This is a genomic window from [Clostridium] innocuum, assembly GCA_012317185.1.
In the GTDB taxonomy this organism is placed as follows: domain Bacteria; phylum Bacillota_I; class Bacilli_A; order Erysipelotrichales; family Erysipelotrichaceae; genus Clostridium_AQ; species Clostridium_AQ innocuum.
The window spans coordinates 3308531-3332639 of sequence record CP048838.1; the positions used below are offsets into that span (position 1 = coordinate 3308531).

The following is a 24109-nucleotide window of genomic DNA, read 5'->3' on the forward strand; positions in this document are numbered from 1 at the left end:
GGCACTTTGCAACCATTCTTTTTAAAGGATATTTGTATGACACACATATGATTTTCTGCAAAGCTCATATGATACAGAAGAGATTATCCGATTTCTGTACAACAGAAAACAACATAAAAAGCTGCTTTGACAATCTCTATTTCAATAAAGCTTTACTTGACAGTAATAATCCTATACAAAAAAGCAATAGTTGCATGAAAACCATTGCTTTTCAAGGCTTATTTATTCTGTAGCAAAAACTGCTGTTCATCCATATTCATAATACGACATGCATTCTGATAATAGACTTTTCGCAAAATTTCATCCGATAGACCGATTCCATAGATTCGCCATCTCCCCTGTCCCGGAAGCTCGCCATTTGGCTGATATGGAAAATATTCATCCATGGATTCCAGAAAACGGTAATAAATGGAATGCTGTCCCAGATCCAGCGGACAGCAATCCGTTCCGAATACAATGCGTTCTGAATACGTTTCAAAGAATGTTTTACTGGAATAGGGCACTCTCCCCAGCTCTGCTACACGCGCCGCCATATCCACATACATATTATCGTATCGATCCAGACGCAGTGCAACATGCTTCAGATTTTCCGCATAGCTGCCGAAATGTGCAATTATAAAGGTTGTTTGCGGGTGGTTCTCCACCATACGATCCTGCATATCCATAAGTTCTTCAAAGCACAACTGCCCCGGTTTGCCAAACTGCCAGTCAGGATGACAGTTCAATTCCTCAAAGCGTTCATTATGACGATCAGCAGGCTTAAAAAACGCTACTGGATCCGCAATATGAATTAAAATTGGCATGTGCAGTTCCGCTGCTGTTTGATACACAACATCCAGACGCGAATCATCTGTTCGAATATACCTGCCGTACGTATCCCTGTATTCCAGTGAAATGACCTTCCACATCTTGATACCGCGTGCTCCCTTCCGATAAGCTTCCATCAAATGATTACGCACCCATTGCTTGAAATCCGGATCATCAATTCTGGATACATCGATCCATACAAATGTAGTTATATAATTCTCAAAACCCTCCGTCTTACGAATCATGGCATCAAGCTCATTTCCCCAGACACCATCAAGATTCACGATATGTGCAACGCCAACATCCTGCAAAGCTTCGACATAATCCGCAGTATGATACAGTGCCGCATAACCGGGGCCGGGAACCAGATTACCCATATGTGTATGCATATCGAATACCGGAAATTTCGGTTTGCATATCGGATGCTGTGGTGTTATACATTCTGCATACGGGTCAAACTGTGATAAATAGAGATCGTTCATGAATGAATTGCCTCTTCTGTTTCCGGATCAAAGAAATTCATACGGTTCGCATCTATCGTCAGTTTCAGCATCTGATGCGGCTGCAGCTCCATACGCGCATTTACCTTGGCAACCATCGGCGTGTTACCGATCGTCCCATGCAGTATATATTCATTTCCCAGCAGTTCCTTTACATCCAACTGATAGTCTATGACAGATTTTGGATAGGTCTGTGCTACGATTTCCTCCATGTAGATGTTTTCCGGACGGATTCCCATGATAATTCTTTTATTCTCATAGGTTTTCAGACTCTCCTTCGCAAGATTATTTACTTCAATTGAATGTGCATCAAAGCAGAACATACCTTCCTTATACGTTCCCTCGATGAAATTCATAGCTGGACTTCCTAAAAAGCCTGCCACAAACATATTAGCCGGATGCTCGTAAATTTCCTTCGGTGCTCCGATTTGCTGGATATACCCATCCTTCATAACAACAATGCGGCTCGCCATCGTCATAGCCTCTGTCTGATCATGAGTAACATAAATTGTCGTCGCTCCGATGCGTTCATGCAGCTTTATGATTTCAGAACGCATCTGCACGCGCAGCTTGGCATCCAGATTAGATAACGGCTCATCCATCAAAAACACCTTGGCATTGCGGACAATTGCCCTCCCCAGAGCAACCCTTTGCCGCTGTCCGCCGGATAGTGCTTTTGGCTTGCGTTTCAGATATGGTTCGATTTCCAAAATTCGCGCTGCTTCGTGAATACGCTTATCTATTTCATCCTTTGGCACCTTTTTGATTTTCATGCCGAACGCCATATTATCATAGACACTCATGTGCGGATATAGCGCATAGGATTGAAATACCATGGCGATATCACGGTCCTTACTTGGCACATCATTTTCCAGTACATCATCAATATACAGACTGCCGCTGGATATTTCCTCGAGACCGGCAATCATGCGAAGCGTCGTGGATTTACCGCAGCCGGACGGACCTACAAAAACAATGAATTCCTTATCCTTGATTTCCAGATTGAAATCAAAAACAGCCTGTACCTTATTATCATATATCTTATTTATATTCTCTAACCTCAAATTTGCCATATCTGCTCTCCTTTATTTCATACCTGTCATCGCGATACCCTTGATGAAATGCTTCTGGAAAATCATGAAAACGACGGTAACCGGCACCATAATCAATGCAGAAGCAGCCATTGTTGCGGAAAGGTCAGCCATATGCTGCGATGCGAAGAAGGACAAAGCCAACGGCAACGTCATTTTCTTAACCTCATTCAGCATAATCAGTGGATTCAGATAATCGTTCCAGTAATTCAGGAATGTGAAGATAGCCAATGCACCAAGTGCTGGTCGTATCTGAGGAATAATGATTTTCCAGAAAATCGTGAAATCTCCTGCCCCGTCCAGCTTAGCACTTTCAATAAGCTCTCTTGGTATCTCATCACAAAACTGCTTGCATAGATATATACCGAAGGCGTTTACGAAGGAGGGTAGAATCAAAGCGCCTGCACTGTTATACAATCCCAGTGAATTGATCAAAAGGAATGAAGGAATCATAGTTGTCTGTGCGGGAACCATCATACTGGCAAGCAGGATGGCAAACAATAGCTTTTTGCGTTTGAATTGAAACTTTGAGAACACATAGCCTACCAGTGCGCTGGTGAACAGAATAATGACGGTATTTGTCACCGTAATAAATGCACTGTTTTTAAACCAGGTGAAGAATGGGGATTGTGTCAATACTTTTTCATATCCACTGAGTGTTGGCTCCAGCGGCAAAAGATGTCTAGGATTAACCAGAATCTCCTGTGTGCTTTTGAAAGAATTGGACAGCATCCAGAAATACGGCATGATGAAGAAAATTGCAAGGATCGCAAGACCGATAAAGATACTATAGCGGACAGCCTTTTGTTTTGTCATTTTATGTTTTTTCATATCAATACTCCCATTCTACCTTATTAGCACGCTGCTGGATGAGGGAAACAACCATAATAATCATGAACAATGCCAGAGAGATAGCCGAAGCATATCCCATGTCCTTAGTTTCAAAGGCTGTCTTATAAATATAGCTGGTCAAAACCAATCCTGAATTCTGCGGGCCATTACGAACTGCCATGACAGCGAACTGCGCAAATGCCTGAAAGTGAGAAATCAGTGTCATGATGGTCACAAATGTAAAGGTTCGCTTCAGCAGAGGCAATGTGATATGACGGAATTTCTGCCAGCCGCTGGCACCATCCAAATCAGCTGCTTCATAGAATTCACCAGGGATTCCATCGATACCTGCCGTAAAGAGGATGATGTTGTAGCCGATATCTGCCCATATAGAGAATACAATGATGGACCACATGAGCACATCAGGGTTTCCAAGCCAATTCACCTCTGCTAAACCAAGGGTACGCAATGCCATATTGGCCAGTCCGTTTGTGGTAGGTAAAATACTCTTTGCCCAAACTACACTGGAAGCGACCAGGGGGGCAACACATGGCAGGAAGAAAATCATACGGAAGAGACTTCGGGTCTTGTTAGATTTAAACATACTGATCAGCTGTGCAATTCCCAAGGATATCACGATATTCAGTGCAACGGTAATCACAACAAAGAACAATGTGTTTTTCGTTGCTTTCCAGAATACTGGATCCTGTACAAGACGGACAAAGTTATCTAAACCTACGAAATGGTTATCGGATCGTAAAGGATTATAATCAAAGAATGATATCGCAAGACCTCCGATAATGGGACCAATCATAAAAATCATAAGATGGAGAAAGATTGGAATCAGGACGATGAGAATGAATTTTTTGTTTTTCAATGGGTTCACCTTCTTTTAGATTAGGGAAGATCGATGTCCTCTTCCCTATACTGGCATTATTTTTTTATAATACCGTTTAATTCCTTCTCCATAGTAATTAGTGCCTGATCAACATTTTTAATATCACCGCGTACCAGCTTTTGGAAGGTTGCATTCACCTTTTCCTTAAACTGATCTGTATTGAAATGACCAATGAATTGCGACTTGTCAAGAATTTTCACAAGTGGTTCGGCATATGGCATCTGTTTGATAAATTCCGGATTGGATGCGACAGATTTTTTCGGAGGAATTTGAGAGCATGCGATATTATGTTTCATCAGCACATCATCCTGGAAGAAATATTCAAGAAATTTGAATGCTGCTTCCTGTTGTTTGCTGTTTCCATTAACCGCCATAGACCATCCAGTTTCTGCAGCAAATGCCGGCTTATCACCAAACCATGGCATAGATACATAATCAAAATCTTTTCCATATTCCAGGCCGAAGGAGGTGGTGCCCTCCGCAATTGTCCACGGACCGCGCGGAACCATAACAACATTTCCTGCATACAGCTGCTGATATCCTTCCATATCACCGCCTCCATCAAGACCTTCCATCGTTGTGACACCATCGACCTTCACCATATCATACAACTCCTGCAGTGCTGCCTTTGCCTGTGGTGTCTGCAGATTGAAGCTACCGTCCTCGTTTTGATAGGTGCCTCCAGTGGACAGAATCATGGACAGGAACATATATGGTACAGAATCCCAATTCACAAAATCAAAGCCCTTGATTGTAATGGTGTCCCCATCCTTTTTCGTAGCTTTTTTCGCTGTTTCTCTTAATTCCTTCCAGGTGGTAGGAGTCTTCAAATTATGTTCACTCATCAATTTCTTATTGACAAGCATAGCACCATTTTCAATATTGAATTCCATTGGCAGACCATACAGCTTGCCTTCATATTCCAAAGCGCCAATCGTAGATGGGTACACATCGTCATGAATGGTCTTTGACAGATTTTCCGGTATCTCAGCAAGCGCTCCGGTACTGGCGAAATCCAGACCCCAGCCGCCCCATAGCTCGTAAATATCTGCTCCGCCTTCCTTGGAAATCAAGGATGTTTGGACCTTGGATTCAAATTGATCATATGGGAAGAATTCGAAATTGATATGAATATCCGGATTCTTTTTCTCAAATTCTCTGGCAATTTCCTGATAAGAAGCTGCCCATGGTTCATTCTGGTGTCCCCAGAAGGTCAATTCCACCTTATCCCCATCAGATCCCCCGGAAGATGAACTACAGCCGAACATCGTTGCACTTAACAGCGCTGATAATCCACAGCAAACTAATTTTTTCATCGATTTTCTCCTCGCTTTGCTTTAATGTTTTGATTTACTCCCGTCTTAATCCTTCAAATCCAGTGTTTTGAAATATGTCAGATAGTCTTTGTTTTTATGCAGCATTTCCTGTACCATATCGTGAATTTCCTGCATACTCAGTACACTTGCCGTCAATGGATCAAAGAGTATCGCCTCAAAGATCAACTGTGGATCGCCGTTTAGCGCTCCTTGTACAGCAAGCTCCTCGATGCGAGCAGAATGATCCACCATCAGAGCCAGATGATCCGGAAGCGTAATCTGCTGAATGGAATGAATCCCCTTGCTGGTCGCAACAACCGGAACCTCCACACAGGCATTCTCCATAACGTTTCGAATATAGCCTTTGTTTCGCAAATTGCCGTTGAAGAAATACGGTGTGTGATCTCCGAAGATGGCATTGAAGATATTGGATGCATATTCCTCTCCCCGTTTCAAATCAATGTCTCCTTGATTCACCCAATCACAGTACTCCTGTTCCCAGGTATCCTCACGTTCCAGATATTCATCCAGAATATAGGCATATGCTCCCGGATTCCAGCCGGTTCCATGCGTACAGTAGGTTTCAATCAGATCCTTGCGTTTGCGGAACCAAGGATTATATTCGGAATTGTGCCCACTGGATTCGGTTGGAAAATACCCCAGATGCCGGTACATCTCGATTCGAACCATTTCCTCATTGGCAACCTCTTCTCGCTGAATAGCATTCTGAATCAGCGGATAGGCATCTTTCCCCTTCCATTCGTAATTTAGATAGAAGGCCTGATGATTGATACCGGCACAGGTATAGGAAATCTCCTTTGGATCGGCTCCAATCCAGTTTGCCAGCATTTCTGCTGTTCCCTGTACACTGTGGCACAAGCCAGTGACATTAACTTCTGTCTGCGTTTGCAGATAGCTGACCAGCATTGCCATAGGGTTTGTATAATTCAATACAATGGCATTCGGACAAAGCACCTCCACATCACGAATGATATCCAGTAGAACCGGTGCCGTACGCAAAAACCGAAAGATGCCAGATGGCCCGCGTGTATCTCCGACACAGATATCAACTCCATATTTCTTTGGAATTTCGATATCATGCCGCCAGACTTCAACACCTCCCTGCAAAATAGTGATCAATACACCGTCAGCATCCTTTAAAGCCTCTTTGCGATCAGTTGTCGCATGAACGACTGCAGGATACCTTCCTGCCTCCACAATGCGCATAACACCATCCTTGGCATATTTCAGACGTGTTTCGTTGATATCCATCAGCATGATTTCACAGTCTCTGAAAGCATCAAATGTCAGGATATCCCTTACCAGTCCTCTGGTAAAGTCAAGAGAACCGGCTCCAATAAATGCAAATTTCCTTTTCATAAACAGTTTCCTTTCTTTGTTTACTAAACATTTGTTTATTGTTTAGTTGATTGCAACCACAGTATACCGCAACACTTTCCGTTTGTAAAGGCTTACAGACAATATTTTTACTAAATTATTTGCTTTTTCCCTAATTTTGTTCTATAATGTTTAGTAAACAGAAAGGAGATGGTTATATGTCAACACTTCGCGATGTCGCTAAGTTGGCTGGTGTATCCCTTGCCACTGCATCCCGTATCCTATCCAACGATGAATCCTTCAAAGCGACAGAGGCTACACGAAAAAAAATTGAAGATGCAGTCCGTGAACTGAACTACACCTTCAAAAGCAAAGCCAAGACCAGTAAATACAATATCGGCTGTATCATGGCAGTTACTTCAGAGAAATACGGTGATCCCTTTTTCAATTCTATTTTAGCATCCGCGGAGGAGGAAAGCACGAAATATGGGATGGCAATTTCTTCCATAAAAAATTACAATGAATTAAAAGATCCCGCTATTTTATCGGAAATGTGCAGACAGAATCTGGATGGACTGCTTTTAATGGAGGATTTGCCAAAGGATACCTTCGCAGCTTTAACAGCATCCATTCCTTACATCGTAGGAATCGATCCATACTGCTGCGACTATAACAACGTCGGATTTGATCATATTGAGGCAACCTTCCAGGTGATGGATCATTTTCTAGCCTGCGGATGTCGCAGAATCGCCTATATCGGTGGCGGAGCGCCAAATACCTGCTTTTTAGATAGCAAGCGGATGATCGCATATCGTGAATCTCTGCGCAAAGCAGGAATTCCCTATGATCCCTCAATCGTAATTGATTGCGATTGGGATATTGAAAAATGTGTGCAGGAAACCGAACAGCTGATGCTGCAGGAGAATCGCCCAGACGCTATTTTCGCGGGAAGCGATACACTCGCATCCGTCATCCTTGGAAAGCTGTATGAAATGGATATTCGCTGTCCAAGAGATATTTCCATCATCGGTTTCAACAATCTTTCCACCACTGCACATATGATTCCACCGTTATCCACGGTGGATGTACCAACACACGAAATCGGAAAACGTTCGGTTCAGCGGCTGTATCAGCTGATTCACGAGCATGATGAGACGATACTCAATATTCTGTTACCAACAAAATTCATCGAACGAAACTCTACAGCACGAAAGGATATGAAAGAATGAACTATTATCTGGGAGTAGACGGGGGAGGAACCAAGACAAAATTCATCATCTGTGATGCATTTGGCAGAGTACAGGCGCAAAGCATACAGCCTACCTGTCATTATCTGCAATGCGGATTGGATGGTGTCACCAAAGTCATGCAGGACGGCCTGTATGACTGCCTGAATAGCAGTGCGATAAAGGTAGAGCAAATCGCCGCTGCGTTTATCGCCTGTGCAGGATATCGGGATATAGAAAAGGACAGTCCCGCCATCGAAAGGGCTGTCAAAAAAGCTTATCCGCAAATACCGCACATGCTAGGCAACGATATGGAAAACGCACTGGCAGGATCCCTGGCTGGAGCTGCAGGAATCAATGTAATCGCAGGCACCGGTTCCATAGGACTCGGAAAAAATGAACAGGGGCAGATGTGCAGAAGCGCAGGATGGCACCATATCTTCGGCGGTGATGAAGGCAGTGCCTACTGGATCGCCTGTCGGCTGATTCAGCATTTCACTAAACAAAGCGATGGCAGAGAACCAAAAACTGCATTATATGAAGCTGTGAAAACACAATATCATCTACAGGAGGACAGTGATATCCTAACCACTTGTGTTGTGAATTGGAACTTTGACAGAACCAGAGTTGCCGCGATGTCGCAGACAGTGTTTACACTTGCAAAGCAAAATGATCCTGTCGCAATGAAATTTTTTCAGGAAGCCGCAAAAGAGCTTGCTGATATTTATCTGGCGATTTACCGGCAGCTGCCCTTCACTTCCAAGAATATCCCTTTTTCCTATAGCGGCGGCGTATTCAAAAGCGGTAGCTATCTTCTGGAGCCGTTAAAGGAATATTTGTCCATCGAACCAACATTAACGCTGACTGCGCCAATCCTTTCTCCCGATGCAGGCAGTATCATACTTGCAATGCAGCACGACAACCGCTTGATAGATGAGAAAATCATTCAAAATTTACGCACCTTATAGCTGATTTTCATCCATTTCTTCGTATAAAGAAACACACTTTGGAAGCCTTATGCTTCAATACATGTGTACAAGCTACGCTATTCACATACAGAAAAGCTGATACCTCCCCTGTTAAAGTACGGTTTATAAAAAACGCATTATCCTAAGAAAATGTGCAGTCTGCATATATGCTCAAATAAGCTGTTTTTGTTGTTGAAGAGACGATTTTTCCTGCCTTCCTCTACATAAAATATTTCCTTTGCCAGACCCTGTGTATATGAAACGCATCATCCATTAACATCAAATCCGCATCATAGCCAGGCTCTATTGATCCTTTTTTCCAGCCATACAGCCTTGCGGGATTATATGCCGCCATACGCACCGCACTTTCCACACTGCAACCGGTATATCTGCACATATTGCGCAGGGCAGTATTCATTGCCAGCGTGCTTCCTGCAATTCGCCCGGTTTCCTTTACCGTAGCTTTTCCATCCTGAATGACAATATTCTTGCCGCTAAACGGATATTCTCCATCCGCTACCGCCTTATATGGATTGGCGTCACTGATGAGTATGATGCGATCATCCCCTAAAGCACGATAGGTGGCATGTACGACATCCGGATGTACATGAAATCCATCCACAATCAGCTCGCACATCAGATCGGAAAGCAGTGCACCTGTCACCACACCGGGATTACGGTGCTCATGCTGACTCATCGCATTATACAGATGGGTAATCCCCTTTGCTCCGTTTCTCTGAGCCTGCATCACCTGCTGTGCATCTGCCATGCTGTGTCCGATATTCATGACAATGCCCTGCCTTGTCCCCTCCTTGATCAGTCTTTGCGCATCAGGCAGCTCCGGTGCTATCGTCATTGAGGAAACATGGGAAGAAACACGCAGAAACTGTCGAAATTCTTCAATATCCGGCAAACGCAGAAATTCTTCCTTCATGACAGCCTTCTGCTTCGGATTCAGAAACGGTCCCTCCAGATGAATACCGAGTAAGGAATCCGATACCTGCGAATCCAGCAGCTGCAGCCGCTCCATCGTCATTGCATGATTCTCCACAACCAGGCTGGCCAGAAAACCGGTGACCCCTTCCGCATGCTCCAAAGCGATGATTTCCTCTATTGCTTGGGCAGTACACGTATTAAAATCGAAGCCGCCGATTCCATGCGTATGTGTATCCAGCAGCCCCGGTGCCAGATACAATCCCTCTGCATCAATAACCTGCTCGGCATGAGGAAGCTCACATTCCGAAGCGATATCCAAAATCGTGCCATCTTCGATCAGAACGGCTTCCTCCTTCACACACCGCTGTGCATGCATAAGCACTCGTGCATTTCTTATCATTGTCTTCATTTATGTTTTTCCTTCTTTCATAAAGAACACGGGAACCTGCCATGCAGATCCCCGTCTCTGTTTATTCTTCCGCTTCTTTCTTATGCTGTGCAATAATACCGTCCGCAATATTGGATGGTACCGGCTCGTAGCGGTCAAAGCTTTGTGTATATACTCCGCGTCCCTGTGTCATCGCACGCAGCTCGATCGGATATTTCTGTACTTCAGCCAGCGGTACCTGTGCTGTGATTTCCTGATAGCCGTCAACCATATCCATGCCCATGATTGCTCCACGGCGCTTATTGAAATCGCCGATGATCGTACCGGTGAATTCATCCGGTACCTTAACGGTAATATTCACGATCGGCTCCAGCAGGATCGGCTTCGCTTCCGGAATACCTGCCTTATAGGAAAGACGGGCAGCCAGCTTAAACGCCATCTCACTGGAATCGACATCATGATATTTTCCATCCAGCAGAGTTGCCTTGATATTGACTACCTTGTAGCCTGCCAGCAGACCATGCTGCATACATTCCCGAAGACCTGTTTCCACCGCCGGGAAATACTGACGCGGAACGGCGCCTCCGAATACCTTTTCCTCAAATACCATTTCCTCTTCATCCGGATTCGGTGCAAATTCCACGAAAACGTGCCCAAACTGTCCATGACCGCCGGATTGCTTCTTATGCCGGCCTTCACCGACTGCCGTTTTCCGAATTGTCTCATGATACGGTACCTTCGGTGTTTCCAGGCGCACCTCCACCTTATATTTGTTCTTCAGCTTATTCAGTACAACATCAATATGCTGATCACCGATTCCATACAGAATCGTCTGCTTGGTTTCCTTGTTGTTTTCCAGACGCAGGGTAGGATCCTCCTCCACCATGCGTGCAAGCGCACTGCTCATTTTATCCTCATCATTCTTGGAATTCGGGAATACCGCCATACCAAGCATCGGCTCCGAGAATTGAATCGGTTCTACCAGATAGTGCTTTCCCTTTTCACACAGGGTATCATTGGTCTGTGTAGCCTGCAGCTTGACAACGGCTCCAATATCACCCGTAAACAGCTTTCCAACTGCCGTCTGGTGTTTCCCCTTGACGATAAAGATGGTTGAAATCTTCTCCACCTGATCCTTGGTTGCATTATATACGACAGAGTCACTGCTCATCACACCGGCCAACACCTTGATATAGGAAATACGTCCGACAAACGGATCGACAACCGTCTTGAATACCTGTGCACACAGCGTTTCCTTCTCATTTGTTTCCAGCATAACCGGTTCCTTGGTTTCGGAATCACTGACCATGATACTTCCTGCTTCTCCATATGTCGGGAAGTATTTCACAATCAGATCCATCAGACGCTCTGTACCGACACTATGCGTAGCACTTCCGCTGAACACCGGTCGAATTTCTCCATTCCGCACACCCAGACGTACTCCTCTTGTCAGCTCCGCCTCGCTGAATTCCTCACCGCTGAAATATTTTTCCATCAGCTCATCATCACTCATGGCAATCGCTTCCGCAATCTGATTCTTATATTCGGCAACGATATCCGTCATATCCTCCGGTACCGGCTGTGCCTTGTTCGGATCAGCCAGCGGTCCTTCAAAATACCATGCCTTGTCACGCAGAATATTCACGGAGCCGATGGTCTTTCCATTTTCCATAATCGGAACTTCAAACGGAATAACGCTCTTACCAAAGGTTTCCCGCAGAACGGAATATGCCTGATCAAAGGATGCATTATCCTCATCCAGCTTATTCACAAAGAAGATTGTCGGAATGGAGCGCTTCTGTGCTGCCTCCCATGCCTTGATCGTCCCGGGCTGTACAGCATCCTTGGCATCCACGACAATCAGGGCACTGTCTCCAACCGCGATTCCCGCTTCCGCACCGCGAATAAAATCCGCATACCCCGGTGTATCGATAAAGTTGATTTTGCAATCCTTCCACTCGATCGGCACCAGCGAAGCATACACGGAGATACCGCGTCGTATTTCCTCCGGATCATAATCAATCAGTGAGCTTCCCTCACTCGTAACACCAAAGCGATCACTCGCCTTTGTAAAATACAGCATACTCTCCATAACTGCGGTTTTACCGACACCGCTGTGACCGAGTACGACTACATTTCGTACCTCATGGCTCAGATAGTCTCTCATACAGGCTACCTCCTACTTCAGTATCGGCTTCAGCTGAGCCAGACAGTCTTCCCGTACATAGTGAATTGCCTTGTGACCTTCCTTATCGATCAGGTCCTTATCCGCACCGTTTGCCAGCAGATCCTCCACAAGTCCCACATATCCGCCATATGCCGCACGCATCAATGCCGTACAGCCATTGTTATCACAGAGATTCACATCCGCATTTCGTTCAATCAGCATACGGATAACATCCTTTTTAAATGCAACGCAGGCTTCCATTAACGCACTTCTGCCCACCTCATCCTGCGCATTGATCTCAGCACCGGCATCCAGCAGCACCTCAACGCAGCGATCATGTCCAAGAAAAGCAGCACGCATCAGCGCAGTTCTGCCGCGATCATCCGACGTATTCACATCCGCACCGGCTTCGATCAGCTTCTTGCAGATGGTTTTATTTCCTTTCTTCGCTGCCCCCATAATGGCGGTCTTTCCTTTATTATCTTCCAGATTTACCTCTGCACCATTATCCAGCAGCACGCGTACGATATCCTTGTAATCACGCTTGGCAGCACGCATCAGACCCGTTCTTCCATCACCGTTCTGATAGTTGATGTCAGCACCCTTCTTGATTTCCGCACATACCGTTGCAAAATCACCGTTTGCACATGCATCCCAGAATGCTTTGTTGAATTTCTGATCCATTTTAATTCCTCCTTTAGTTTATACTGAATCATCTGAATAAAAAAACGGACGCAAAGCAATCGCACTTTACATCCATTCTAAGGCCGCGAAGAAACTACGTACATCTTCATCAGGTACGTCAGGGAATGCACTGTCTGTGTCAGGTTTTTTCATGATTCTGTTTGCTGTCACAAAACACACGCCCCTTTCTTGCATCACTTCTAGTATAGTTATATTGTATCTTATTTTATGATTTTTGCAAGCGATTTCATGTATATTTTGCCGTTTTTTTCGTTTCGTGAAAAATGAAAATGTTTCATGGAATTTTCGCCTCCCGCTTCCTGAAACCAAAGCCCATTGACAGCGAGGGCACACAGTTGTAAAATATGTAAATCACATATAATAAGGAAAGGAAGTCATGCATATGGATATTTCACTGTATGAACAGCAGGTAGAGGAATTGAACCGCAAGCTGACATTTCAGCGTTCCCGTTATCTGAAGGAAGAATACGAGCACTATCGCATTACCGACATGCAGTATTCCGTGCTCTCCTATATACAGCAGCACCCCTGCACCACAATCGGTTCTGTCGCAAAGGCACTGCACACCGATGCAGGCAATATGTCGGCTCTCTGCAAAAAGCTGGAGCACAGCGGCTATCTGATTCGCAAAAAAAGGGAACAGGATGAACGTATAGTGGAGCTTTGCACAAGTCAAAGCGGAGCACTTTGCGTACAGACGATATCGCGTAAGATCCAACAGCACTATGAGGAGCAGTGGAAGCAGTACAATTATAAGGATAAGGAAATCATCGTGAAGGGACTGGAGAAGCTGAACCAGTTTCTGGATGCGATTATGCGAAAGGAGAACATGCGATGACAAAAAAAGGAATTCTGTTTGACATGGATGGAACGCTCATCAACACCTATGAGAATATCAACTTCAGGCAGGCACTGAGCGAATTGAAAACGGTACAGAAAACACTGATTCTGAAAATACTGAAATCCCGCGTTCGCAGCTTTGCGGAAATGGAGACCCGCATTTTGCAGGAGGTGGAGGACCCTGCGGAAGGAAAGGAGCTTGTACGCCGGGTGAGTGATTTTCTGCTGGAGCATTACGACAACGCCCCGTTGAAAAAGGATGCACTCATGTTTCTGCAGTATGTAAAGCAAAAGAATTATAAAATCTGTCTATGCACCAACAATGCGACAGAAATCGTATCCCATATATTGCGGGAAAAGCACATGGAAGCCTATTTTGATTATGTGATAACCTCCCAGCAGGTTACCCGCTCCAAGCCGGACCCCCAGATGTATCTGGAGGCATTGCACAACATTGATCTAACCGCAGAGGAATGCATTGTGTTTGAAGATACCGAAAACGGCGTTATGGCAGCGCGCAATGCCGGAATTGATGTGATCGTAGTGAATGACAAGGAAAAGCGCAAGTACAGTGATGCCCTTATGACGATTCGCGATTTCGGCGATTACCGTCTGTATCAGGAGTTTTAAGAGGATCGTATGGAGCTTATCTTATATTTCTTCCTGTACAGCTTTTTCGGCTGGCTCTGCGAATGTATCTACTGCAGCATCCCCGCGCATACATTTATCAACCGCGGATTTCTCGCCGGTCCCTACTGTCCCATCTATGGCTGCGGAGCACTGGCGGTGCTTCACATTCTTGATCCTTTCGGTTACAGCATTCCCCTCATGTTTGGTATGGGCATCGTCGTAACAAGCGCCCTGGAGTATGTTACGAGCTGGGGCATGGAGGTTCTCTTTCATACCAAATGGTGGGATTACTCAAGCTATCCATTCAACATTCACGGCCGTGTCTGCCTGAAAAACTCCCTGCTGTTCGGCTGTATGGTGCTGGTTGTCTATTATCTCATCCATCCGGCAATCCAGGAATTTGTGCATCTGTTTTCCCCCGGGATGCAGACTATGCTATGTACAGCCGCTCTTTTCGGGTTTGGCTATGACCTGTTTAACACAGCACTTGCACTGCTGCGCAAGAACAAGGATTTTCAGGAAATCGAGGAAAGCATCCGCGAGCTGCGGCAGGAATTTGCGAATGCCAGCATCACTTTGCTTCAGGAGAATCTAAGCGATGCGGTAGCACGGGTTCTGGATTCCACCAATGCGGATGAGATTCTTCTGGAGCGTATCGAAAGGCTGCGACAGCGCATTACATCCCTTCACACCAAACGCAAACGCACCCATATCCGATTACAGAAGGCATTCCCGACAAGAATAGAAGCTATCTCACGGATCAATGCAGAGCGGCTGTTTTCCATCATCAATGAACGCAGAAAAAAAGAGGACGGGAAGTAAATGAGTCCTTACTTGATCGACGGTAAATTTAAAGCATAAGAATTCAACACGATCGTATTGATCGACAGAAGCTGTATTCACTCTGTTAGCACACACACAAAAGTAAAAAAGAACCGTAAGCTGTATCTGTATTCCTGAGTATATGACAGGAATCCGCACACTTCTCGGTTCTTTTTTTCTATACTGTATCTATACTCTCTGTATAGCATCAAAAATAGGTTTTCCAAACCCGGACACGCCCTGCCGGACAAGCACAAGGCAGCTTGTGCAAACATCATCCGCCACCGCTGTTCTTTCATACATCAGTTGTTCAGCATTGCAATCCGTCTATAAAGCATCTGACACAAACATTTCCGCGGATTACGAAGCAACCGCAAAGGAGGAAGTATTATGAATACGGAAAAACAAAGAGCCTTTATCATCCATTTTGTTTACAGCTGCCTCATACTGGCACTGCTGTATCTGTTTCTACGCTATGTGATGTATGCGATCATGCCCTTTCTGATTGGTTTTCTGATTGCCTTCATGCTGCGTCCGCTCATCAAAAGGCTGACAGCGCTGAGCGGCGGTCATGAAAAGCTTTGGTCATCAATTGTGATTCTGGTCTTTTATGCGACCATCGGTGCCTTTGTGACACTGCTATTTATGAAGGGCTTTGCATTCCTGAAGGATTTTGTGGAAGACATACCAAGACTGTATCAGCAAAATCTGGAGCCGTTTCTCAACGATACGCTGGGAAATGTGGAAAGTGTATGGAAGGAGGTGGATATCACAGGTGCGCAGGCCATCCAGTCCTTTCTGGACGGACTGCAGTCTTCTTTATACAGTATCATATCCTCCCTGTCCAAGCATCTGGTATCCCTGTTCACCGGCTTTGCGTCCTCCCTTCCCAATCTGCTTATCGCCTTCTTCTTCGCCATCATATCCTCCTTTTTCTTTAATGCCGATTATCCGCGCATCATAGCCTTTTTTATCCGGCAGCTTCCGGAGAAGGGAGCACAGATCGTCTTTACCTCCCGGCACTATTTCACCGATACGATTGCACGCTTCGCCGTCGCCTATGGCAAAATCATGCTGCTGACCTTTTTCGAGCTGACCGTCGGACTGCATATACTGGGGATTAAAAACGCACTTGTCATTGCCTTTCTGATTGCTATTTTTGATGTACTGCCTGTGCTTGGAACCGGTGGCATCATGCTTCCCTGGATTCTAATCAGTTTTTTAAACAATCAGGTGAAAACAGGTGTGGGTCTGCTCATTCTGTATCTTGTCATCACCGTGATACGCAATATCATTGAACCGAAAATCGTTGGAAAACAGATCGGTCTGCATCCTCTGCTGATGCTTATGTGCATGTACCTGGGGGCAAGGCTGTTCGGCTTTCTTGGTATCTTCATACTTCCGATTCTCATATTGATTGTACAGAATTTAAACGATACCGGCATCATCCATATTTATAATTCGTAACTGTACTACGTATATTCATGTATTCGTAAAAGGCGTCATCCCTGGAACATCCTGCGATGTTCTTTTTTTATTGCTTTTTCGGCTGTCTCTAATGAAATCATAAATACCAGCAGGTGTGTAAATGCGGGAACCGGATGCTACATTCCGCACTGTAGCATGCTTCCACTTTATTGTATTTTTATCGGATACAAGTAGGATACATGCATTTGCTACCTTATATACGGAAGAAAAAAAACAAGGAGGGTCGTGATATTTACATGAAAAAGAGCAAGCACGTATGCAGACGTTTCCTCTGGAAATTATCTGGTAAATAAAATAGGATAGCGCTACACAAAAGGATTGCTGTCAAGCTGCTTGTGATTAACGCTTCTCTGTATGCAGACTTTCGTAGGTAAGCAATTGCGGTATACTGCCATATGCCCCCTGTCTGCTTCTGCAGGCAGAAAAAAGAGCCTGCTCAGCTATTGCCACTGACCAGACTCACCTGCACGTATATGATTTTAAATGTCATCAGAAGAAAGACTACTCTTTCCTCTGCTGCATGTATGGCGAACAGTCTCTACATATGCATAAGGCTTACAAGTATGCAACTGCCTCTTCCAATCAGCTGCATGGCATTCCCCGCCTACAGTGACTGTGCATGCTCCTATTCAACAACTGCCGGATTTGTCTTTGTTTACAGCTTTTCAAACAATGCCGCAGGTGCACCGCATAACGGACATACATAGTCCTGTGGAAGCGGATCTCCTTCATAGATGTAACCGCAGATTGTACATCTCCAGCCGCTTTTTTCACTCTTTTCCTGATAGCTCGGTGCATTCTTCGGGGTAGCTCCGTTTTTCACCTGATGATAGTAAGCATAGGTCATAACCTCTTCCTCACTGAGCACTTCTGCCTCTTCCACTTCCCCAACAAACATGACATGCGTACCCAAATCAAGTGTTTTTACAACCTTGAGACTGTAGCGTGCCGCCATGTGCTCACTGGGATAGGGAACCCCGTGTGTATCTCTTCGGTAAGTGCACTGCGCGAATTTGTCATTGTCCCTGCTGGAACAAAAGCCGAAATTTTTAATGATATCCATACCGCAGTTCTGCGTCAGCACGACTGCACTGAAGCGTCCTGATTTTTCAATCAGCTGCTCCGTATAATTGTCCTTGTTCAGGGTTACCGCAAGCTGTGCAGGAGATGAGGTTACCTGATGCAGGGTATTTGCAACGCAGCCTGCATCCTTTCCCTCTGAAGTAGTTGAAATGATGTATAAGCCGTAGCTCAATTTAAAAAATGCTGTTTGATCCATATTGCTTCCTCCTTTAATATTAAGAATTATTCTTATTTTATACATATAGTATGCGCCTTTTTCAGACATTTGTAAAGAGAATTGCCCAGTCTTCATTTAAGCTTTTTTAAGAAGTTCTCCGTATGCGCAAACAGGGTTTCATGTCATAATACATATGAGCAGGATTCGACTGATTTATACAAATTTCTATAAATTTTTCAAACTTTCTTCCTGTAATATGCGTCTAATAACTGAAACAGCAAGATAGGAGACACGGTACATGAAACAGCGACTGCATCCGGACGATCTGGAATTCTATTTAAAATCGAATGAAAAACGCCTGTATCGTCTGGCATATTCTTATATGCATAGCGATGCAGATGCCAAGGATATGCTGCAGAATGCAATCCTAAAGGCATTTACCGGTCTGACCAGATTGAAAAACATGGAGTATATGGATACCTGGTTCTACAGAATTCTCATCAATACCTGTCTGGATCAAATCCGTAAGCAGCGTCGGGAATCTGTATATCCGCTGGAGGAAGACATCATGCTGCAGGAGCATACCGACATGCTGCTCAGTGAAGAGCTTCATCAGCTGCTGTTTGCATTGGATCCGAAAACCAGAACCATTCTCATCCTCCGCTTTTTCGAAGACCGCAAGCTGGATGAAATTTCGGATATCCTGTCAATGCCTTTAAGTACCGTAAAGACACGGCTTTATAAAGGATTGAAGGACATGCGTATACAGATGGAGGAACAGGATGTATGAAAAAGGTAGATAAGCTACGACAGGAATATGAGGAAATACAGACACCGCAGGATTTGGACAGCTTTATGGATACCTGCATCGATCAGGCACAGAAAAAGCAGAGCCGCTTTACCTTTTACAGGCTATGGAAGCCTGCGCTCAGTGCTGCCCTTATAGGCTATCTGATTGTGCTGAACACCGTACCGGCGTTTGCCCAAAGCGTATTCGCGATTCCTCTGCTGGGCGATGTCTCCCGTATTCTGTGCGTGCGGGAATATCAGAAAACCAGTGATGTGGATTCCTTAAGCGTCAAGGTTCCGGAGGTGAAAAACACGGGAAATCCAGAGATGGAGGAGCGTGTGAATAAACAGATTGAGGAGCGCATCAATAAAACCACCGAGCAGCTGTATAAGGACAGTGCACAGGTTCGGGAAATGATGAAAAAGGAAAAGGTGGAATCGCTGACCGCAAAAACAGAGGTCACAATCGATTATAAAATCACCTGTAATCAAAAGAACCTGTTATCCTTCCAGATTATGACAAACTATCAGCTGAATACCTCCATGCAGGAATATCAGACCTTCAATCTGGATTTATCCAGTGGAAGAGACATCACACTGCAGAATTTGTTTGGCAAGGATTATGAGGATATTATTAACACCAGTGTCCGCAGACAAATCAAAGAGCGTACTGAGCAAAATGAAAATGCAAGCTATTTTGACGGAGCGATGGGATTTCAGGGAATCCGTAAAAATCAGCCATACTATATTGACAGCAAGGGAAACGTTGTCATCATCTTTGAAAAATATTCCATTGCCCCTGGGTATATGGGAACACAGGAATTTAAAATACCTTGCAGTGAGCTTCACAAGTATACAGGAGGAAAGTAATGATGAAACAGGAATACAAACGGAACAGACATGTCAACCCAAAGCGGCTTATGCTGCTGATACTGATACCGGTTCTGCTGCTGGCAGGCGGCTTCGGGATTTATAAAATCATGGCTGAGGATGCGTATGCGGCCTACAACACCTATGACGAAAGCAATAAGAAGGAAGGTACGATGGAGCATTTCACCGAGGAGAAGGAGGATACCTATTATCTTTCCTTCTATTATCCGAAGTTTGAAGATAAACAGCTCAATGAAATCGTACAAACCTATCGCAGTACAAGTATACAGACAAAGCGCAAGCATGAAGGCATGCAGTATATCGCGATTGATTATGCCAGTGAAAAGCTGTTTGATCAGTATGTGAATCTAACCTTTATACAGAAGATTTATGATGCTGATGAAAAACAGGTGGATGAAGTCAGAAATCACTATACCTATGATACCAAACAGAGAAAGCTGATCACCGTGCAGGATGCCCTGCGTCGGGATTATGTGCAGGTGGTAAAAAAGCTGGCAGAGACAGCAGGCATAAAAACCCCCAGCATCCCTTCCCTGCAGGTGCAGGTTGAAAAAGACGGGCTTATGCTCTATACCGGCAAGGAAACAAAAGGGATGGCCCTTCCCTATAAGGAATATAAGAAATACATCCGCCTTGCGAACCGAAACATTCCTTCACTATATCAAAAAGACGCGATCATTCCGACAGAGCAGAAGGTGGATCCCAACAAGAAAATGATTGCCTTCACCTTTGACGACGGTCCGCATTGGCAAAATACACAAATCATCATGAAGGAATTTGAGAAATACAACGGACGTGCCACCTTCTTTATGCTGGGACAGAATGTGAAGGACGACACGACCGGTGTGGATCACACGGATATCGTTCGCGACATGTATAAACGCGGCTTTGAGGTGGGAAATCATTCCTGGGACCACTCCATGCGGATCGCTGCAAGCAAAAGTGATGCGATGAGCAAAGCTGAAGTAAGTGATGAAATTTATAACACACAGGACGCCATATTTGCGGCATGCGGTGCGGATGCGACGATGTTTCGTCCACCCTATGGTGCATTGAATAACAATGTACGCGCCGTATCCACTCTGGATTTCGCACTCTGGGATTTGGATACTCTAGATTGGAGCAATAAAAACGCAGATATCATCACCCAGAATATCATGCAGAATGTGCATGACGGCTCTGTTATCCTACTGCATGATATCCACGATTTTTCCAGAGATGCCATCCTGCAGGTGCTGCCGAAGCTGGAGGCAAAGGGCTATCAGTTCGTTTCCCTTTCCACTCTTCGCAAATATAAAAACGAAGAGCTGGTAAATGAAAATATCGTCATCCCTGCCTCCATGAAGTAACATCATATCAATTCGCTATAACAGCAGTCTATTCGATTCAGTTGTATTGCCATACCGCTGCAGGTATGGCTTTTTTGTACAGCCTGTAATGCAATCACATGTATGCAAGGCCGTTTGTAATGCCTATGCAATTGGAATCCATATGACGACAATACGCAACCTTCCATATGAAATACACAGTGGTATTCATTGCTACAGGATCCATTTCGCCAACAGACCTCATTATTTCCCATATCTTACAGAGCTATGAAATTTATGATTTTTCAACCACCACAAGGTAATTTATGTAAAAGGATGCTATAATATTACCGGATAGCTGTTTTGGAGGGATTATGAATACGAGAAGAAAAAAAATAAGGAAGGATCGACTGGCAATTTTACTGGTACTCTGTGCCGTGGTGATAACCACAATCGGCTTCGGAATATGGAAAATCAGCGGCATGCTGTTTCATGATCCGTACGAAACATACAAAGCCTATGAAACAAAAGGAAAAGATTACGGAGATATACAGCAGGTCAGTAAAGAATATGAGAACGAGGCGTTTGTATCCTTTACCTACCCTGCATATGAAGAAAAGGAATTAAACAGCCTTGTCAAGGCATACGAGAAAAAGACTGTGCCAGCGGCCGGTAAGACAAAGAAGCAGATTACAAGCATTGATTATGACAGCTCACTGCTTTTTGACCGCTATGTGAATCTGGCATTCCACAGACACACATACAATGTTGATGGTGTGCAAACGCATACAGAGACCACGTGGATGCTGTATGATAAAAAGCAGAAGAAGCAGCTGGTGCTGGAGGATGTATTGCGCCGTGAGTATCCTGCTTTGGTGAAAAGGCTGGCCGGGGAACAGGGCTGGAAAAAGGATATAAAGCGTGATACTAGTGCCCTTTCCATGACAAAGACAAGCCTGCGTATCCATCTGGATGAAAAGCATACCGTTTCCATTCCATATAAGGAATATAGGAAATACATAAGACTGAAGGATTCCCATATACCGTCATTGTATCAGAAGGATACAGCGGTTGCCAGGGCACAGCCAAAGGTTGACCCTAAAAAGAAGATGATCGCCTTTACCTTTGATGACGGGCCAAGTGCCTATACCTCGGAGGTCATGGATATATTTGAACAATACGACGGACGCGCCACCTTCTTCATGCTTGGACAAAACGTGGAGGCAAACCGTGATACAGTAAAGGAAATGTATAACCGCGGCTTTGAGCTGGGGAATCATTCCTGGGATCATTCCATGGATCTTGCGGCTTCCAAAAAAGGATACATGTCTGTTTCACAGGTCACGGAAAACATTTATAAGGTTCAGGATGCAATCTATGCCATCTGCGGTGCAGAGCCGCAATATTTCCGTCCGCCATATGGTGCGGTAAACAACAATATGCTGAAGGGCAATCATCTTGGCTATGCGTTCTGGGATATCGATACAAGAGACTGGTCCAGCAAGAATGCCGCCAGCATCACTGCTGCAGCATTAAACGGGGCAAAGAACGGCAACATCGTTATTTTGTTTCATGATATATATGAGCCAAGCGTGGAAAGTCTGAAAACCATCCTGCCGGAATTAAAGAAGCAGGGCTATCAGTTTGTCACCTATTCCACTTTAATGAAATATGAGAAGGACTACCTGTTGAAGCTGGATGCCGGCTACGGCGTACCGGAAGCATACGCAAACGGTCATTAGATCTGCGCATTATTCGCAGGTCTTTTTTCTTCATTTGTGCTATACTGAAGAAAAAGGAAAAGGAGGAAAAGCATATGCTTACTGAAATATGGACAAGGCAGAGTATACGCCGCTATGAAGATCGGACAGTAGAAAAGGAAAAGCTGGAGGAGCTACTTCGCGCCGCCATGCATGCGCCTACGGCAAGGAATACACAAAGCTGGCGATTCATGGTGATTCGCAATCGGAAAGCTCTGGATGAGATGACAACCCTGCAGCCTTATACAGGAATGATGAAAACAGCGCCCTGCGCCATTCTTGTGATGGGTGATCAAAAAGCTACCGATTTGGATGAATATCTGTACTGTGACTGCAGTGCCGCAATCCAAAACATCCTGATAGAAGCACGGCATCAGGGACTGTCAACCTGCTGGTGTGCCGTGGGACCGCGAAAGGAGCGCATAGATAACTTTCGTAATTATTATAAACTGAAGGAGGATTTACTCCCGGTTGCGGTCATTGCTGTGGGTTACGGTTGTGAAGATAAAGAAATTGCGGATCGCTTTGACCCAGATAAGATTTCATACTTCGACTGATGGATGAAGGATACTTCGTTTCTCGTAAATGAAAATACGCAAAGGTGTTATAGGAAACCTTTGCGTTTTCAATTTTAAAAATCACGATGCTGCAACAGGCCTGAAAATGTCTGTTCATTACCAGATCCATTTGCTTCAGCTACCATGCCTGCTGTTTTCAGTATCACCGCTGATGTAAGGGAAGTATTTCTGCCTGTCATAGCATGTAATCTCCAGTTCAATACCTTCACTGTCCTTCAGAAAAAATGCATCATAGTCCTCACAGTATTCCGGATAAAATCTTGGCGCATGAACAATCTGCATCTTCATCTGCATGACCTGCTCGTATAAGCGATCCACTGTTTGCGTATCGTCTACCATAAATGCCACATGATGCAAAGCTCCAGGCTTCCTGCGGCTAAGCTTTTCCTTTTCAAAACAGCTCCGCGGACTGACAATACCGATGGAAAACGCCGCATGATGGTATTCTATTATTTCATATGTATTTGCTTCCTTACGATCATATTCCTTATAACAGATCAAAGCCAAGCAGTGGCAGAAATTGATCATAAAAGCGTTCTGCACGTTTTAAATCACGAACGGTGACATGCAGATGATCAAGTAAAGGAGTCATA

The 24109-nt window shown here is 44.7% G+C and carries 21 protein-coding genes and 1 pseudogene; 11 read left to right on the forward strand and 11 right to left on the reverse strand.

What is annotated here, in order from left to right:
• Positions 1-218 precede the first annotated feature (218 nt).
• From G4D54_16135 to G4D54_16160, 6 genes are read right to left on the reverse strand one after another with little or no spacing between them, the layout of a single operon-like run.
• The gene (locus tag G4D54_16135; protein ID QJA03857.1) at positions 219-1289 is read right to left on the reverse strand and encodes an amidohydrolase family protein; all 1071 of its coding nucleotides are present in this window, start codon (positions 1287-1289) and stop codon (positions 219-221) included.
• The gene (gene ugpC / locus G4D54_16140) at positions 1286-2380 is read right to left on the reverse strand and encodes a sn-glycerol-3-phosphate ABC transporter ATP-binding protein UgpC (protein ID QJA03858.1); all 1095 of its coding nucleotides are present in this window, start codon (positions 2378-2380) and stop codon (positions 1286-1288) included. Before ugpC ends, G4D54_16135 begins: the two co-directional genes overlap by 4 nt.
• A 12-nt stretch (positions 2381-2392) precedes the next feature.
• Positions 2393-3229: a carbohydrate ABC transporter permease gene (locus tag G4D54_16145; GenBank protein ID QJA03859.1), complete on the reverse strand. Its 837-nt coding sequence runs from the start codon at positions 3227-3229 to the stop codon at positions 2393-2395.
• A 1-nt stretch (position 3230) separates the two neighbouring features.
• Positions 3231-4106 carry a sugar ABC transporter permease gene (locus G4D54_16150; GenBank protein QJA03860.1) on the reverse strand — a complete coding sequence of 292 codons (876 nt, stop codon included), beginning with the start codon at positions 4104-4106 and terminating at the stop codon, positions 3231-3233.
• A 56-nt stretch (positions 4107-4162) separates the two neighbouring features.
• Positions 4163-5443, reverse strand: a complete 1281-nt coding sequence (locus tag G4D54_16155) for an ABC transporter substrate-binding protein (GenBank protein QJA03861.1) — start codon at positions 5441-5443, stop codon at positions 4163-4165.
• A 45-nt stretch (positions 5444-5488) separates the two neighbouring features.
• Positions 5489-6823, reverse strand: a complete 1335-nt coding sequence (locus G4D54_16160) for an alpha-glucosidase/alpha-galactosidase (GenBank protein ID QJA03862.1) — start codon at positions 6821-6823, stop codon at positions 5489-5491.
• Positions 6824-6999: 176 nt separating this feature from the next.
• On the opposite strand from G4D54_16160, the gene G4D54_16165 reads away from it, so the two are divergent.
• Together G4D54_16165 and G4D54_16170 are read left to right on the forward strand one after the other, a co-directional pair.
• Positions 7000-8010, forward strand: coding sequence for a LacI family transcriptional regulator (locus tag G4D54_16165; protein QJA03863.1), 1011 nt, complete (start codon positions 7000-7002; stop codon positions 8008-8010).
• The gene (locus G4D54_16170; GenBank protein ID QJA03864.1) at positions 8007-8975 is read left to right on the forward strand and encodes an ATPase; all 969 of its coding nucleotides are present in this window, start codon (positions 8007-8009) and stop codon (positions 8973-8975) included. The genes G4D54_16165 and G4D54_16170 overlap by 4 nt, the downstream gene beginning before the upstream one ends.
• A gap of 220 nt (positions 8976-9195) precedes the next feature.
• Here G4D54_16170 and nagA read toward each other — a convergent pair whose 3' ends face one another.
• The 3 genes from nagA to G4D54_16185 form a co-directional block, all read right to left on the reverse strand.
• Positions 9196-10320 carry an N-acetylglucosamine-6-phosphate deacetylase gene (gene nagA, locus G4D54_16175; protein ID QJA03865.1) on the reverse strand — a complete coding sequence of 375 codons (1125 nt, stop codon included), beginning with the start codon at positions 10318-10320 and terminating at the stop codon, positions 9196-9198.
• A 61-nt stretch (positions 10321-10381) separates the two neighbouring features.
• Complete coding sequence (locus G4D54_16180; GenBank protein ID QJA03866.1) at positions 10382-12466, reverse strand: elongation factor G; 2085 nt, start codon at positions 12464-12466, stop codon at positions 10382-10384.
• A gap of 12 nt (positions 12467-12478) precedes the next feature.
• Positions 12479-13150, reverse strand: coding sequence for an ankyrin repeat domain-containing protein (locus G4D54_16185; protein QJA03867.1), 672 nt, complete (start codon positions 13148-13150; stop codon positions 12479-12481).
• Between the two features lie 403 nt (positions 13151-13553).
• On the opposite strand from G4D54_16185, the gene G4D54_16190 reads away from it, so the two are divergent.
• The 4 genes from G4D54_16190 (at position 13554) to ytvI (ending at position 16930) form a co-directional block, all read left to right on the forward strand.
• Positions 13554-14009: a MarR family transcriptional regulator gene (locus G4D54_16190; protein QJA03868.1), complete on the forward strand. Its 456-nt coding sequence runs from the start codon at positions 13554-13556 to the stop codon at positions 14007-14009.
• Positions 14006-14641 carry an HAD-IA family hydrolase gene (locus tag G4D54_16195; protein QJA03869.1) on the forward strand — a complete coding sequence of 212 codons (636 nt, stop codon included), beginning with the start codon at positions 14006-14008 and terminating at the stop codon, positions 14639-14641. The genes G4D54_16190 and G4D54_16195 overlap by 4 nt, the downstream gene beginning before the upstream one ends.
• Positions 14642-14650: 9 nt before the next feature.
• On the forward strand, positions 14651-15463 hold the full coding sequence (locus tag G4D54_16200; protein QJA03870.1) for a hypothetical protein: 813 nt from the start codon (positions 14651-14653) through the stop codon (positions 15461-15463).
• 390 nt (positions 15464-15853) lie between these two features.
• Positions 15854-16930: a sporulation integral membrane protein YtvI gene (gene ytvI / locus G4D54_16205; GenBank protein QJA03871.1), complete on the forward strand. Its 1077-nt coding sequence runs from the start codon at positions 15854-15856 to the stop codon at positions 16928-16930.
• A gap of 676 nt (positions 16931-17606) precedes the next feature.
• Here the strand turns inward: ytvI and G4D54_16210 are convergent.
• Positions 17607-18230 carry a flavin reductase gene (locus G4D54_16210; GenBank protein ID QJA03872.1) on the reverse strand — a complete coding sequence of 208 codons (624 nt, stop codon included), beginning with the start codon at positions 18228-18230 and terminating at the stop codon, positions 17607-17609.
• 259 nt (positions 18231-18489) lie between these two features.
• Here G4D54_16210 and G4D54_16215 point away from each other — a divergent pair, with 259 nt between their 5' ends.
• From G4D54_16215 to G4D54_16235, 5 genes are all read left to right on the forward strand, one after another.
• The gene (locus G4D54_16215) at positions 18490-18981 is read left to right on the forward strand and encodes an RNA polymerase sigma factor (protein ID QJA03873.1); all 492 of its coding nucleotides are present in this window, start codon (positions 18490-18492) and stop codon (positions 18979-18981) included.
• The gene (locus tag G4D54_16220) at positions 18978-19850 is read left to right on the forward strand and encodes a DUF3298 and DUF4163 domain-containing protein (GenBank protein ID QJA03874.1); all 873 of its coding nucleotides are present in this window, start codon (positions 18978-18980) and stop codon (positions 19848-19850) included. Before G4D54_16215 ends, G4D54_16220 begins: the two co-directional genes overlap by 4 nt.
• Positions 19850-21220 carry a polysaccharide deacetylase family protein gene (locus G4D54_16225; protein ID QJA03875.1) on the forward strand — a complete coding sequence of 457 codons (1371 nt, stop codon included), beginning with the start codon at positions 19850-19852 and terminating at the stop codon, positions 21218-21220. The genes G4D54_16220 and G4D54_16225 overlap by 1 nt, the downstream gene beginning before the upstream one ends.
• A 332-nt stretch (positions 21221-21552) precedes the next feature.
• Positions 21553-22920, forward strand: a complete 1368-nt coding sequence (locus G4D54_16230; protein QJA03876.1) for a polysaccharide deacetylase family protein — start codon at positions 21553-21555, stop codon at positions 22918-22920.
• 74 nt (positions 22921-22994) lie between these two features.
• Positions 22995-23495 carry a nitroreductase family protein gene (locus G4D54_16235; GenBank protein QJA03877.1) on the forward strand — a complete coding sequence of 167 codons (501 nt, stop codon included), beginning with the start codon at positions 22995-22997 and terminating at the stop codon, positions 23493-23495.
• Positions 23496-23630: 135 nt separating this feature from the next.
• Here the strand turns inward: G4D54_16235 and G4D54_16240 are convergent.
• Positions 23631-24108: pseudogene (locus tag G4D54_16240) on the reverse strand (glyoxalase).
• Position 24109: the final 1 nt, after the last annotated feature.

Bases quoted from the DNA above. Each gene is read 5' to 3' on its own strand.
- G4D54_16190 (QJA03868.1), top strand. From the start codon at position 13,554: ATGGATATTTCACTGTATGAACAGCAGGTAGAGGAATTGAACCGCAAG.
- G4D54_16185 (QJA03867.1), bottom strand. From the start codon at position 13,150: ATGGATCAGAAATTCAACAAAGCATTCTGGGATGCATGTGCAAACGGT.
- ytvI (QJA03871.1), top strand. From the start codon at position 15,854: ATGAATACGGAAAAACAAAGAGCCTTTATCATCCATTTTGTTTACAGC.
- G4D54_16210 (QJA03872.1), bottom strand. From the start codon at position 18,230: ATGGATCAAACAGCATTTTTTAAATTGAGCTACGGCTTATACATCATT.
- G4D54_16220 (QJA03874.1), top strand. From the start codon at position 18,978: ATGAAAAAGGTAGATAAGCTACGACAGGAATATGAGGAAATACAGACA.
- G4D54_16155 (QJA03861.1), bottom strand. From the start codon at position 5,443: ATGAAAAAATTAGTTTGCTGTGGATTATCAGCGCTGTTAAGTGCAACG.
- ugpC (QJA03858.1), bottom strand. From the start codon at position 2,380: ATGGCAAATTTGAGGTTAGAGAATATAAATAAGATATATGATAATAAG.
- G4D54_16165 (QJA03863.1), top strand. From the start codon at position 7,000: ATGTCAACACTTCGCGATGTCGCTAAGTTGGCTGGTGTATCCCTTGCC.
- G4D54_16195 (QJA03869.1), top strand. From the start codon at position 14,006: ATGACAAAAAAAGGAATTCTGTTTGACATGGATGGAACGCTCATCAAC.
- G4D54_16135 (QJA03857.1), bottom strand. From the start codon at position 1,289: ATGAACGATCTCTATTTATCACAGTTTGACCCGTATGCAGAATGTATA.
- G4D54_16160 (QJA03862.1), bottom strand. From the start codon at position 6,823: ATGAAAAGGAAATTTGCATTTATTGGAGCCGGTTCTCTTGACTTTACC.
- nagA (QJA03865.1), bottom strand. From the start codon at position 10,320: ATGAAGACAATGATAAGAAATGCACGAGTGCTTATGCATGCACAGCGG.
- G4D54_16180 (QJA03866.1), bottom strand. From the start codon at position 12,466: ATGAGAGACTATCTGAGCCATGAGGTACGAAATGTAGTCGTACTCGGT.
- G4D54_16170 (QJA03864.1), top strand. From the start codon at position 8,007: ATGAACTATTATCTGGGAGTAGACGGGGGAGGAACCAAGACAAAATTC.
- G4D54_16230 (QJA03876.1), top strand. From the start codon at position 21,553: ATGAATACGAGAAGAAAAAAAATAAGGAAGGATCGACTGGCAATTTTA.
- G4D54_16200 (QJA03870.1), top strand. From the start codon at position 14,651: ATGGAGCTTATCTTATATTTCTTCCTGTACAGCTTTTTCGGCTGGCTC.
- G4D54_16145 (QJA03859.1), bottom strand. From the start codon at position 3,229: ATGAAAAAACATAAAATGACAAAACAAAAGGCTGTCCGCTATAGTATC.
- G4D54_16225 (QJA03875.1), top strand. From the start codon at position 19,850: ATGATGAAACAGGAATACAAACGGAACAGACATGTCAACCCAAAGCGG.
- G4D54_16215 (QJA03873.1), top strand. From the start codon at position 18,490: ATGAAACAGCGACTGCATCCGGACGATCTGGAATTCTATTTAAAATCG.
- G4D54_16235 (QJA03877.1), top strand. From the start codon at position 22,995: ATGCTTACTGAAATATGGACAAGGCAGAGTATACGCCGCTATGAAGAT.